12 protein-coding genes are annotated in these 11,526 nt (G+C 68.0%); 6 read left to right on the forward strand and 6 right to left on the reverse strand.

Going from position 1 to position 11,526, the window contains the following annotated elements; all coding sequences use genetic code 11:
• Positions 1 to 13 precede the first annotated feature (13 nt).
• Both GGR33_RS19710 and GGR33_RS19715 read right to left on the reverse strand, forming a co-directional pair.
• Positions 14 to 1,930 carry a propionyl-CoA synthetase gene (locus GGR33_RS19710; protein ID WP_183508432.1) on the reverse strand — a complete coding sequence of 639 codons (1,917 nt, stop codon included), beginning with the start codon at positions 1,928 to 1,930 and terminating at the stop codon, positions 14 to 16.
• Positions 1,931 to 2,093: 163 nt separating this feature from the next.
• Complete coding sequence (locus GGR33_RS19715) at positions 2,094 to 2,276, reverse strand: YdcH family protein (protein ID WP_183508434.1); 183 nt, start codon at positions 2,274 to 2,276, stop codon at positions 2,094 to 2,096.
• A gap of 272 nt (positions 2,277 to 2,548) precedes the next feature.
• On the opposite strand from GGR33_RS19715, the gene GGR33_RS19720 reads away from it, so the two are divergent.
• From GGR33_RS19720 to GGR33_RS19740, 5 genes are all read left to right on the forward strand, one after another.
• A complete protein-coding gene (locus GGR33_RS19720) occupies positions 2,549 to 2,767 on the forward strand; it encodes a YdcH family protein (protein ID WP_210302129.1) in 219 nt (72 codons plus the stop codon).
• A gap of 294 nt (positions 2,768 to 3,061) precedes the next feature.
• Positions 3,062 to 3,406, forward strand: a complete 345-nt coding sequence (locus tag GGR33_RS19725) for a hypothetical protein (RefSeq protein WP_183508438.1) — start codon at positions 3,062 to 3,064, stop codon at positions 3,404 to 3,406.
• A 188-nt stretch (positions 3,407 to 3,594) separates the two neighbouring features.
• On the forward strand, positions 3,595 to 4,092 hold the full coding sequence (purE, locus tag GGR33_RS19730) for a 5-(carboxyamino)imidazole ribonucleotide mutase (RefSeq protein WP_183508440.1): 498 nt from the start codon (positions 3,595 to 3,597) through the stop codon (positions 4,090 to 4,092).
• A gap of 11 nt (positions 4,093 to 4,103) precedes the next feature.
• Positions 4,104 to 5,222 (forward strand): 5-(carboxyamino)imidazole ribonucleotide synthase, encoded by a 1,119-nt coding sequence (locus GGR33_RS19735; RefSeq protein ID WP_183508442.1) that lies wholly within the window; start codon positions 4,104 to 4,106, stop codon positions 5,220 to 5,222.
• Between the two features lie 247 nt (positions 5,223 to 5,469).
• Positions 5,470 to 6,330 carry a tetratricopeptide repeat protein gene (locus tag GGR33_RS19740; protein WP_183508445.1) on the forward strand — a complete coding sequence of 287 codons (861 nt, stop codon included), beginning with the start codon at positions 5,470 to 5,472 and terminating at the stop codon, positions 6,328 to 6,330.
• A 168-nt stretch (positions 6,331 to 6,498) separates the two neighbouring features.
• Here the strand turns inward: GGR33_RS19740 and glpX are convergent, their stop codons facing one another.
• From glpX to GGR33_RS19755, 3 genes are all read right to left on the reverse strand, one after another.
• A complete protein-coding gene (glpX, locus tag GGR33_RS19745) occupies positions 6,499 to 7,494 on the reverse strand; it encodes a class II fructose-bisphosphatase (RefSeq protein WP_183508447.1) in 996 nt (331 codons plus the stop codon).
• Between the two features lie 51 nt (positions 7,495 to 7,545).
• Entirely contained in the window at positions 7,546 to 8,937 is a 1,392-nt protein-coding gene (locus tag GGR33_RS19750) for a homoserine dehydrogenase (protein ID WP_183508449.1), read from the reverse strand.
• Positions 8,938 to 9,046: 109 nt separating this feature from the next.
• A complete protein-coding gene (locus GGR33_RS19755; protein WP_246413302.1) occupies positions 9,047 to 9,526 on the reverse strand; it encodes a hypothetical protein in 480 nt (159 codons plus the stop codon).
• A gap of 115 nt (positions 9,527 to 9,641) precedes the next feature.
• Between GGR33_RS19755 and GGR33_RS19760 the strand changes: the two genes are divergently transcribed.
• A complete protein-coding gene (locus GGR33_RS19760) occupies positions 9,642 to 9,977 on the forward strand; it encodes a hypothetical protein (protein WP_183508453.1) in 336 nt (111 codons plus the stop codon).
• A gap of 30 nt (positions 9,978 to 10,007) precedes the next feature.
• Here the strand turns inward: GGR33_RS19760 and GGR33_RS19765 are convergent, their stop codons facing one another.
• Positions 10,008 to 11,390 (reverse strand): MFS transporter, encoded by a 1,383-nt coding sequence (locus tag GGR33_RS19765; RefSeq protein WP_210302116.1) that lies wholly within the window; start codon positions 11,388 to 11,390, stop codon positions 10,008 to 10,010.
• Positions 11,391 to 11,526 lie beyond the last annotated feature (136 nt).

Genomic DNA, 11,526 nt, shown 5'->3' on the forward strand with positions numbered 1-11,526 from the left:
GGGGCGCCACAGGCTAGGCGCCGACGCCCCGTGTCTTGAGGCTCTCGCCGATCTCCTCGAGCACGGTTGGATCCTCGATCGTCGGCGGCATCGTGTAGCTCTGGCCATCAGCGATGGCCTTCATCGTCGCGCGCAGGATTTTCCCGGATCGGGTCTTCGGCAGTCGGCCGACGGTGAGCGCGAGCTTGAAGGCGGCGACCGGGCCGATCTCGTCGCGGACGCGGGCGACGAGTTCCCTCTCGATGTCGCCGGGCTCCTTCGTGACGCCGGACTTGAGCACCACGAAACCACAGGGCGCCTCGCCCTTCACGAGATCGCGAATGCCGATGACCGCGCATTCGGCGACGTCCGGGTGCGCGGCCAACACCGCCTCCATTCCGCCGGTGGAGAGGCGGTGGCCGGCCACGTTGATGATGTCGTCGGTCCGCCCGAGCACGGTGACGTAGCCGTCCGCGTCGCGGATGCCGGCATCCGAGGTGTCGTAATAGCCGGCGAAGGTCTGCAGGTAGCTGGCGCGCATGCGCTCGTCCGAGCCCCACAGGGTCGGCAGGCAGCTCGGCGGCAGCGGCAGCTTCAGGGCGATGGTGCCCATCGTGCCGTCCGGCACCGGCTTGCCGGCCTCGTCGAGGACATGCAGGTCGTAGCCCGGCATCGGCACGGCGGTGGAGCCGTATTTCACCGGCAGCCGCTCGATCCCCAGGGGGTTGCCGGCGATGGCCCAGCCGGTCTCGGTCTGCCACCAATGGTCGATCACCGGCTTGCCGAGCGCCTTTTCGGCCCAGGCCACGGAATCCGGATCGGCCCGCTCGCCGGCCAGGAAGAGCGCGCGAAAGCCGGAGAGATCGTAGCCGTCGAGCTTTTCGGCGCGCGGATCCTCCTTCTTGATCGCACGGAGCGCCGTCGGTGCGGTGAAGAGCGTGCAGACACCGTATTCGGAGGCGACGCGCCAGAAGGCGCCCGCATCCGGTGTGCCCACCGGCTTGCCCTCGTAGAGCACCGTCGTGCAGCCGTGCAGGAGCGGCGCATAGACGATGTAGGAATGCCCCACGACCCAGCCGATGTCGGAGGCGCAGAAATACACCTCGCCCGGCTTCACGTCGTAGAGGTTGGCCATCGACCAGGTCAGCGCGACGCAGTAGCCGCCGGTGTCGCGCACCACGCCCTTCGGCTTCCCTGTCGTGCCCGAGGTGTAGAGGATGTAGAGCGGATCGGTCGCGGCCACCGCGACGGGATCGGCGCGGCGCCCTTCCGCTTTCGCCGCGGCGACCGCCTCCTCCCAGTCGTGGTCGCGGCCCTCGACGAGTTCGGCCTTGGCCTGTGGGCGCTGCAGGACGAGGCAGGCATCCGGCTTGTAGGAAGAACGCGCGAGGGCGGCATCGAGCAGCGGCTTGTAGGGCACGACGCGGGTCGGCTCGACGCCGCAGGAGGCGGCGAGTACCGCCTTCGGGCGCGCATCCTCGATGCGCAGGGCGAGCTCGTTGGCGGCAAAGCCCCCGAACACCACCGAATGGATCGCGCCGAGCCGGGCGCAAGCGAGCATCCCGAACAGGGCCTCGGGCACCATCGGCATGTAGATGACGACGCGGTCACCCCGGCCGACGCCGAAACCGGCGAGGACGGCCGCGAGCGTGGCCACCTCCTCGCGCAGCTCGGCGAAGCTGATCCGGCGTTTCGTCCCTGTGACGGGCGAGTCGTAGAGGATCGCGGCCTGCTCGCCGTGCCCCCGCTCGACATGCCGGTCGACGGCGTTGAAGCACGCATTCAGCCGGGCATCCGGGAACCAGCGGCCATAGACGCCGGCCTGCGGATCGAAGGCGCGGCTCGGCGCGCGCTCCCAGTCGAGCGCCTTGGCGGCATCGAGCCAGAAGGTCTCGGGGTCCGCGATCGAAGCCGCATGCACGGGGGCGTAGGCGGTCGCAGCGGCTGACATGGCGTTCCTCGGCGTTCTCGTACCGGTCGGCGCCGGCTATGCCGCATCCTTTCACGAAACGGGTGAGCGATGCCCAAAAAACAACCGCCGCGCCGGATATCCGGAGCGGCGGCGAACTCATCAGGCCTTTAGGAAAACGGCCGGGACCCACCGGCCGACCGGGTCAGTGGAGCGTGTCGCCCTCGTCCCGGAGGCGATTCATCTCGTCCTTGAGGTGGAGCTTCTTGCGCTTGAGCTCGGCGATCAGCAGGTCGTCGCTCGAAGGCGACTGTATCGCGTCGTGCAGTTCCCGCTCCAGGGCATCGTGCTTCCTGGCGAGCTGGCTCAAATGCGTATCCAAGGACATGAGGCGTCTCTCCTGTCTCGATTAGCGACTCGGGCAGACTGACACACGATGAGCCGGCTGTCGAAGCGATTCGGCGGTCAAGCTCTCGATTTCGTCATCGAAATGCCGCTGGTTTTCCGCATCATTGTCGGCATGCCCCAGGTGTGAAAAATCCCCCGGCACTGCGACGATATCGGCATGGATCGGCGCTTGGCCAAGCTTTGCCGCCTTGCCCGGAACCGAGGCTTGGCGCATGGTTTTTTCGAAAGCGTGATCGAGTTTTGCGGACCATGATGGGAGCCAACGACACCGGCGATGCCGCGACCGATCTCGGATCGGAGCTGGGCCGCTTGAAGGAAGAGCACCGCGACCTCGACGCGGCGATCGAGGCACTCAAGGTCGGCATCGTCAGCGACCAGTTGCAGATCCAGCGACTGAAGAAACGCAAGCTCTTCCTCCGCGACCGGATCAGCCACATCGAGGATCAGATCCATCCGGATATCATCGCCTGACGATCGTCCCGCTCCTCCGGCGCAGCGCTCCGCCTGACGAACATTGGCCCGACCTCAAGACACCTGGCAAAGCGCCGACAATAATCAGCAGAACGCGATGACGGCCGAACGCTGAAGCGTCTTCAGCAGTCTCCCCGTCGAGATTTGAGCTGATGAACATCCCACGAAGATTGAATTCATCGATAGGTTCGCACGCGATCTGTGGATAACGACGTCGGCTCTGAAACTTCGTCTGCCCGCGCATCGTAAGCGGCACACCAAGGGGAATGCTCACTGAATCATCAGGAGCATTCGATGCGTGTGTTAATCGCCGTTCTGCTGTCCTTTTTCGTCTCGACATTTCCCGCCGTCGCTCAAGACGGCAAAAAAACATCCGTCGCCTCTCGGGAGCAGCGGAAGATCGACGGCGACAAGCAGGCCGACGAAATCCGGGAGAACTTGGCCAAGGCCAGGAAACGGCAGGTCGCCATCGATCACCACAACAGTTCGCTGTGGACTCGCTGGACACATGCCGTCTGCCTAGGCTGCGACCCAACTCCGAAAGGCATCCGGATCGTGCACACGTACCCGCATCGCGTCCTGATCGGCATTCCCGCAGCCGAGGACGATGCCCGCGAGCGGCGCGGCCAACGCATCTGAGTGCCGCGGTCCGCCGCCCGCTGGGTCGAACTGGACTTTCAGATGCGGGCCGCATCCGGTACGGCCAGGAGCTCGAAACGTCGAACGGTCGGTCCCGCGTCTTGCCGGCTCGCGGCACCACCTGTATTCGACGGCACGACCCTGGCGCGTGATCGCCGGTCCATTTCCAGCAACCGAAAGTGACGAGGATGTCGGGATCGGCCCCCGTGGCGATCATCATGGGAAGCCAGTCCGACTGGGCGACCATGCGGCACGCCGCCGAGACCCTCGACACGCTCGGGGTCGCGCATGAGACGCGCATCGTCTCGGCGCACCGCACACCCGACCGGCTCGTCGCCTTCGCAAAGGGCGCGCGCGAGGCCGGCTTCAAGGTGGTGATCGCCGGCGCTGGCGGCGCCGCGCATCTGCCGGGTATGACGGCCGCCATGACGCCGCTGCCCGTCTTCGGTGTGCCGGTGGAATCGAAGGCGCTGTCGGGCCAGGACAGCCTGCTCTCGATCGTGCAGATGCCAGCCGGCATCCCTGTCGGCACGCTGGCGATCGGCCGGGCCGGCGCGGTCAACGCGGCGCTGCTCGCCGCTGCCGTGCTGGCGCTGACGGACCAAGACCTCGCCGGCAGGCTCGATGCATGGCGCGAGCGCCAGACGGCATCCGTCGCCGAATGGCCGGATACGACCGAACACTAAAGACAGACATCATGGCGAAGACGACCAAGGCAGGGCCCGTGCGGCCCGGCGGCACCATCGGCATTCTCGGAGGCGGTCAGCTCGGCCGCATGATCGCGCTCGCCGCCGCGAATTACGGCCTGAAGGTCCATGTCTACGCGCCCGACACCGACAGCCCAGCCTTCGACGTCTGCGCCGCAACCACCGTGGCCCCCTATGAGGATGCTGAGGCGCTCGCCGCGTTTGCCGACAGCGTCGACGTCGTCACCTACGAATTTGAAAACATCCCGCATGTCACTGCCGAGATCCTGGCCCGGCATGCCCCGTTGCATCCGAACCCGCGCGCCTTGCTGACCACTCAAGACCGGCTCGCCGAGAAGCGCTTCATCAACGGCCTCGGCATCCCGACCGCACCGTTCCGCTCCGTCGACACGGTGCAGGATCTGTCGGACGCCCTCGATGCCCTCGGCACCCCCGCGGTGCTGAAGACCCGGCGTTTCGGTTACGACGGCAAGGGCCAGCGCATGATCCGCGAGGGCGACGACCTCGCCGCGATCCTGGCCGAGTTCGGCGGCGCACCCTGCATCCTCGAAGGTTTCGTGCCCTTCGAGCGTGAGATCTCCGTGGTCGCCGCTCGCGGCACCGATGCCGGCTTCGCGGCCTTCGATCCCTGCGCCAACGAACACGAGAATCATATCCTCGCGGTCACCCGCGTCCCCGCCCCCGGCCTCGCCCGCGAGACGGGCGACGCGGCGGTCGGCATCGCCCGGCAGATCGCCGAAGCGCTGGACTATGTCGGCGTGCTCGCCGTCGAGCTGTTCGAGGTAGCCGGACCGGCCGGCGCCGCGCGGCTCGTCGTCAACGAGATCGCGCCGCGGGTCCATAATTCCGGCCACTGGACCATCGAGGGCGCGCTGACCTCGCAATTCGCGCAATGCGTGCGGGCCGTCTGCGGCTGGCCGCTTGGCGACTCCTCCCGAGTCGGCGGCCTCGACGTCGAGATGCGCAACCTGATCGGCGACCAAGCCGACGACTGGCGCACGATCCTGGCCGAGCCCGGCGCGCACCTGCATCTCTACGGCAAGGGCGACGCTCGTCCCGGCCGCAAGATGGGCCACGTGACCCGGCTCGTTCGGCCGCGCGAGTCGTAGCTCGCGCGCCACAGGCGGCCCCGATCGGACCCTCCGGAGCCCTCATTCGGCCTCCGCGGTCGAGGGGGCCACACCTTCGCCACATCGAAAGGTTTCAGCGGCAAAGTCGCGCCGCTTTAAGCGCGCGTTCACCGCATTCGGCGAACGTGCACTTGCACTTCCGACCTGACGTCGAGAGCGCGACGGGATCGTAGACAGTGTCGGCCCTACGCGATGTGCACGCGATGGCCGGAGGGGGAGCGGGTCGATGACGTCCATGAAGCCGAGGACGCACCAGGTTGGACTTTTCGGCGCGCTGGCGCTTGCTGCGGTCGGATTGGCCGGCTGCGAGACCTACAGCGCTGGCTCGCCGCGCCAATACGCGGTGCTCGAGGCCGCCGACACCACCGGCGCCACCAACACCAACATCAACTCGCTGAGCGAGGTGATCTCGCGCAACCCGAACGATGCCGGCGCCTATGTCACCCGCGGCGCGGCCTATGCCCGCTCGGGCCAGTATGGCGACGCAATCGGCGATTTCTCGAAGGCGATCCAGATCGATCCGAATTCGTCGTCGGCCTACAACAATCGCGGCCTCGCCTATCGCCAGACCGGCCGCAACGACGCCGCCCTCCAGGATTTCTCGAAGGCGATCGCCAACGACCCGAACTTCGCCGCTGCCTATATCGGCCGCGCCAACCTCGAGCGCGCCCAGGGCGATCTCGGCGGCGCGCTCAACGATCTCAACGTCGCGATCCGCCTCGCTCCGGAATCGGCAGAGGCCTATCACGCTCGCGGCCTCGTCCGTCAGAAGCAGGGGCACGATGCCGACGCGATCGGCGACTTTGCCGCCGCCATCGACCGCAACCCCTTCGTCGCAGCGCCCTATGCCGCCCGCGGCCAGAGCCTGATCGCGACGAACCAGTACGACAAGGCGATCGAAGACTACAACGCGGCGCTCAACGTGAACTCGAAGGACGCGAATTCCTGGGCCTATCGCGGCGTCGCCTACGAGAAGACGAACCGCAAGAAGGAAGCCCGCGAGAGCTACACCCAGGCCTCCTCGCTCGACCCGAACAACTCGGTCGCCAAGCAGGGCATGAGCCGGATGTCGGGCGGAATTTTCTAGGATTTCGGGAAGATCTGAAAACGAAAAGGGCAGCGGATCATCCGCTGCCCTTTTCGTTTGCGCCGTCATTGCGAGCCGAAGGCAAAGCAACCCAGGGCCAACAGGCCGATGCCGCGGGCTTCACACTGGATTGCTTCGCTGCGCTCGCAATGACGGGCGCGGCGAACCTCAGTGGTCCATCAGTTCCGGTCGCCGGTGCTCACAGGCGATGCGGCGTACGGTGCCGGTATTGGAACGGTAGACCACGGTCTCGGTCTCAATCATCCCCGGCTTGAAGCGCACGCCGCCGAGCAGCGCCCCATCGGTCACGCCGGTCGCCGCGACGATGACGTCGCCGCGAGCCATGTCGTGCATGTCGTATTTCCGATTGGGATCGGTGATGCCCATCTTGGCGGCCCGCGCGCGCTTGTCGGCGCTGTCGAGGATCAGCCGCCCCTCCATCTGGCCGCCGATGCAGCAGAGTGCAGCCGCCGCGATCACACCTTCGGGTGCCGCACCGGAGCCGAGATAGATATCGACGCCGGTCTCCTCGGGCGCCGTGGTGTGGATGATGGCGGCGATGTCGCCGTCCGAGATCAGGCGCACGCCCGCTCCGGTCGCCCGCACCGCGTTGATCAGGTCGATGTGGCGGGGCCGGTCGAGCACGATCGCGGTGAGCGCGGAGGGCTCGACACCCTTGGCCTTGGCGAGCGCGGCGATGTTCTCGGCCGGGCTCTTGTCGAGGTCGATCGTGCCAGGCGGGTAACCGGGGCCGATGGCGATCTTCTGCATGTAGACGTCGGGCGCCGCGAGCAGCGTGCCCTTCTCGGCGAGCGCCATCACGGCGATGGCGCCGGGCATGTCCTTGGCACAGAGGGTCGTGCCCTCCAGCGGATCGACGGCGATGTCGACCTCCGGCCCATTTCCGGTGCCGAGCACCTCGCCGATGAACAGCATCGGCGCCTCGTCGCGCTCGCCCTCGCCAATGACCACGGTGCCGACGATGGGGAGGGCCTTGAGCTCGTCGCGCATGGCGTCGACGGCGGCCTGATCGGCCTCGCGCTCCTTGCCCTGTCCACGCAGCCGCGCGGCTGCGATGGCCGCGCGCTCCGTCACGCGTACCAATTCCAGCGTCAGCCCACGCGCGGCGCGGTCGCTGAAGATCCCGGTATCGGCCAAGGGCATCGTGATGTCGTCCCCGTTCGAGTGGGCCGGCCGCCGCTGCGGTCTTGGCCCTTATTCGCGCTCGATGCGGATTAGCTGCGGCGCTTCCGCCAGCAGACCATCCGCAGCGATGGCGTCAAGAGCTGCACGAATGTTGCCCTCAGTTGCCGCATAAGTAATCAGCACCAGAGGCACCGGCGCGCGCGACAGCCCGCGCGGATCGTTGGCCGCAGCCTTGGCATCGGCGGCCTCGGCCTTGGCCGAGCGGCGCTGCACGATGCTCTCGATCGAGATCTCTCGCTCGGCCATCCGCGTCGCCACGCCCGCCGCGACGCCGGTTCGGTCATGCACGGTGAGGCGGATGTAGTAGCCGCCCTCATGGCGCTGCATCTCGACGCGGCGCGGCGCGGCGAGCCCCGTGACCGGTTGGCCGAAGGTCGGCCGCACCAGGCCCGCCGCCACGTCGGCAATGTCGGCGACGACCGCGGAAGCCGTCGCATCGCCGCCGGCACCGGGGCCGATCAGCGTCAGCTCTTTCACGGCGTCGGCATCGATGGTGACGGCGTTGGTGACACCCATCACCTGGGCGATAGCCGAGCCCTTCGGCACCATGGTCGGATGCACGCGCTGCTCGATGCCGGCCTCGGTGGCCTGGGCCACACCGAGCAGCTTGATCCGGTAGCCGAGTTCGTCGGCCATGGTCAGGTCGAGCGGCTGGATCGCGGAGATGCCCTCTACCGAAACGCCCTCGACGTCGATCTCGACGCCGAAGACGAGGCTCGTGAGGATTGCGAGCTTGTGGGCCGTGTCGAAGCCCTCGACGTCGAAGGTCGGGTCGGCCTCGGCGTAGCCGAGCGCCTGCGCGTCCTTGAGGCAGGCCTCGAAGGTCAGACCCTCCGCCTCCATCCGGCTGAGGATGTAGTTGCAGGTGCCGTTCAAGATTCCGTAGACGCGGCTGACCTCGTTGCCGGCCAAGCCCTCGCGGATCGCCTTGATCACCGGGATGCCGCCGGCCACCGAGGCCTCGTAGGCGAGCGAGACGCCGCGGCTCTCGGCTTCCTTGGCGAGCGCGTTGCCGTGATGGGCGAGCAGCGCCTTGTTCGCGGTCACGACATGCTTGCCGGCCGCGAGCGCCGCCTCGACGATCTCCTTGGCCGCGCCCTCCGAGCCGCCAACCAGCTCGACCACGCAATCGACCTCGCCCGAGCGCGCCAGCGCGACCGGATCGTCGAACCAGGTGATGCCGGCGAGGTCGAGGCCACGGTCGCGCTTCGGGTCGCGGGCCGAGACCGCCGTGACGGTGATCGTGCAGCCGGTCGCCGCCGACAGCGCCTCGGCACGGCGCGCGATCATCCGCACGACGGAGGCGCCGACGGTGCCGAGCCCGGCAATGCCGAGACGCAGCGTCCGCGGTCCGTCGCTCGAACCCGAGCGCGGCGAAAGGATGCGGGTCAGCAGGCTCATCGTCGTCATTCCACGTCACGCGGCCATCGCACGGCCGAAGGGTCACGCGCTGTAACGCGACCGGGACTGAGATGGGAAGATGCCGCGACGCGGAAGCCGCCTCGGCCGCTCAGCAGCCGCCGCTTGCCCTCAGGCTCTTTACGAGCCGGGAAACGATGGGATCGTAGACCGCCTTGGCACTCGCATCGTACTCGATCCGCATGAAGGCCGCCTGATCCCTGCAGCGCGCGATCGCCCGCACATAGAGGATCCGGTCTCCCTTGGACCCGGACCATGAGGCGGCGCGTGCCGTCACCGCGCGATAGCCGATCGACCAGCCTTTCTCGGCGTCGCCGGCTATCCGCGACCCGGCCTCCTGCCGAAACGTGGAATCGAGCAGGTAGGAGCCCCAGACCGAGAGCGCCGCGTGCCCTTCCGTGGAGGCGGAGACACCGCCATCGCCGTTGTCGGCCTCCCTGATCGGCGGGAAGCCCGGTGGCAGATCGACGAGGTAGCCGAAGCGCGCATTGCCATAGGCCGTCCAGGATGCCGCGAAGGCGGCGGAGGGGACGGCCAGGGCGAGGAGCGCGGCGGCAGCCTGGGCAATCATGGGCATTCGTCCTCGTCGCGCTCCGCCGAGCGGCATCCATGTGCTGCGCCGGGAGACATACCAGCGTGCTGAAGGTAGGTGGTACGGAATTCCGAACGGCTGGAGCCATCGTCGAATGAGGTCGTTGCTGCTGACAGTGATGCTCGCCGTGGCCCTGCAATCCTCCGCCGCCCTCGCGGCAGCGCCGCCCTGCGCTACGGACGCCGGCAAGCAGGCCCTCAAGCTGCTGCGCTTCCACAGCGACGGCGACGACCGGGCCACGATCGATGCCGCCGGCATCAAGCAGATCGGCACCGTCGCCTCGCTCGTGGGCAACCGCCGCTTCGACGTGATCGAGGTGGAGGGCAGCATCTACAAGGGCGAGTACCGCATGCGCCTGATCTACGCGCGGATGTCCGGCAGCTGTGTCCTGATGGGCCAGGAGATCTTCGAGCGCAGCGATCCCTACTGAGGGATCGAGACCCGCGACGGTCAGATCGCCTCAGCCCGGCCGAACGGCGAGGCGCGTAAAGCTCGCGATGCTCGCGGCGCCCGCGAAGATGCCGCCTAGCCCCATTGCGAGGGCCGGCCCATGCGCCTCCGAGACGGCGAAACAGGCCGCGACGAGGGCAGCACCCAGCGTCTGTCCGAGCAGGCGCGATGTCGCGACGATGCCGCTCGCCCCGCCTGCCCGCTCGGGCGGAGCGCTGGTCATCAGGGCGCGCAGGTTCGGCGCCTGGAAGAAGCCGAACCCGGCCCCGCAGATCATCATCCGCCAGGCGATATCCGCGACGCTCGGAGCCTCCGGCAAGGTGGCGAGGAGCCCCATCCCGACGGCCAGCACGGCGAGGCCGATGCCACCGAGCAGTCCAGGCGAGTGGCGATCCGAGAGCCGCCCCGCGACGGGCGCCATCAGCGCGACGACGACGGGCCAGGGCGTCATCAGGAAGCCGGTCTCCACCTGCGAGCGCCCCAGCTGATGCTGAAACAGGAACGGCAGGGAGACGAAGGCGAGGCCTTGCGCTGCGAAGGAGCAAATCGCGGTCACGGCCGAGAGCGTGAAGAGCGGCCGCTTGAGCAGGTCGACGGCCAGCATCGGCGCGGGATGGTTCGCCTGCCGGCGAAGGAGCAAGGTGCCAACGACAAGCGTCCCAGCGAGTTCGAGCGCGATCCGCCAGGGCGGCTGGTCGTGCGCGGCCTCGCCCAGCCCCAGGATCAGCAGCGAGAAGGTGATCACGTTGAGGAGTGCGCCGATCCCGTCGAAGCGATGCTTGGCGCGGCCAGTCTCCGGCAGGGAGGTCAGCGCCAGCGCCAGCGCGGCGAGCCCGATCGGCACGTTGACGGCGAAGAGCCACGGCCAGGACGAAGCGAAGAGGATGAGCGAGGCGACCGTCGGCCCCGCCACGAAGCAGACGCTGCCGGTCAGCGCGTTGAGCCCGACCCCGCGTCCGAGACTGTTGAGGGGATAGACGAAGCGGACCAGCGCGATGTTGACCGCCATGATCGCGCTTGCACCCAGCCCCTGAAGCACGCGGGCGGCCACGAGGGTCGGCAGCGACCAGGCCAGGGCGCAGACGAGGGAGGACGCCGTGAACAGGGCGATCCCCGCGACGAAGACGCGCTGTTGGCCGACGATCTCGCCGAGCGCCGCCATCGGAAGCAGGGTCGCGACCACGGCGAGCTGGTAGGCGTTGACGATCCAGACCGAGGTGCCGGGATCGACCCCGAGATCCGCGGCGATGGTCGGCAACGCCGTGTTCGCGATGGCGGTGTCGAGGACGGCGAGCCCGATCCCGGTGAGGATCGCAGCCATGGCCCGCCTGCGCTGCGCCGGGGGCACCCCGTCCCGTGCGAGGGCCTGCGGTGTCGGGTTTGCGGAGGACATTAATCGGCAGAGCTCACGGCATCGCCCGTTGGCACGGGTCCGGCAGCCCAGCCGTTCGGCTCGGCGTCAGGGCTCGTCGCCGATGAGATAGCGCGCCGCCACGGGTTTGGCCTCAGCCAAGGTTTGCATGGCAGGA

The sequence above is a fragment of the Methylobacterium brachythecii genome (assembly GCF_014196345.1).
Taxonomy (GTDB): Bacteria; Pseudomonadota; Alphaproteobacteria; order Rhizobiales; family Beijerinckiaceae; genus Methylobacterium; species Methylobacterium brachythecii.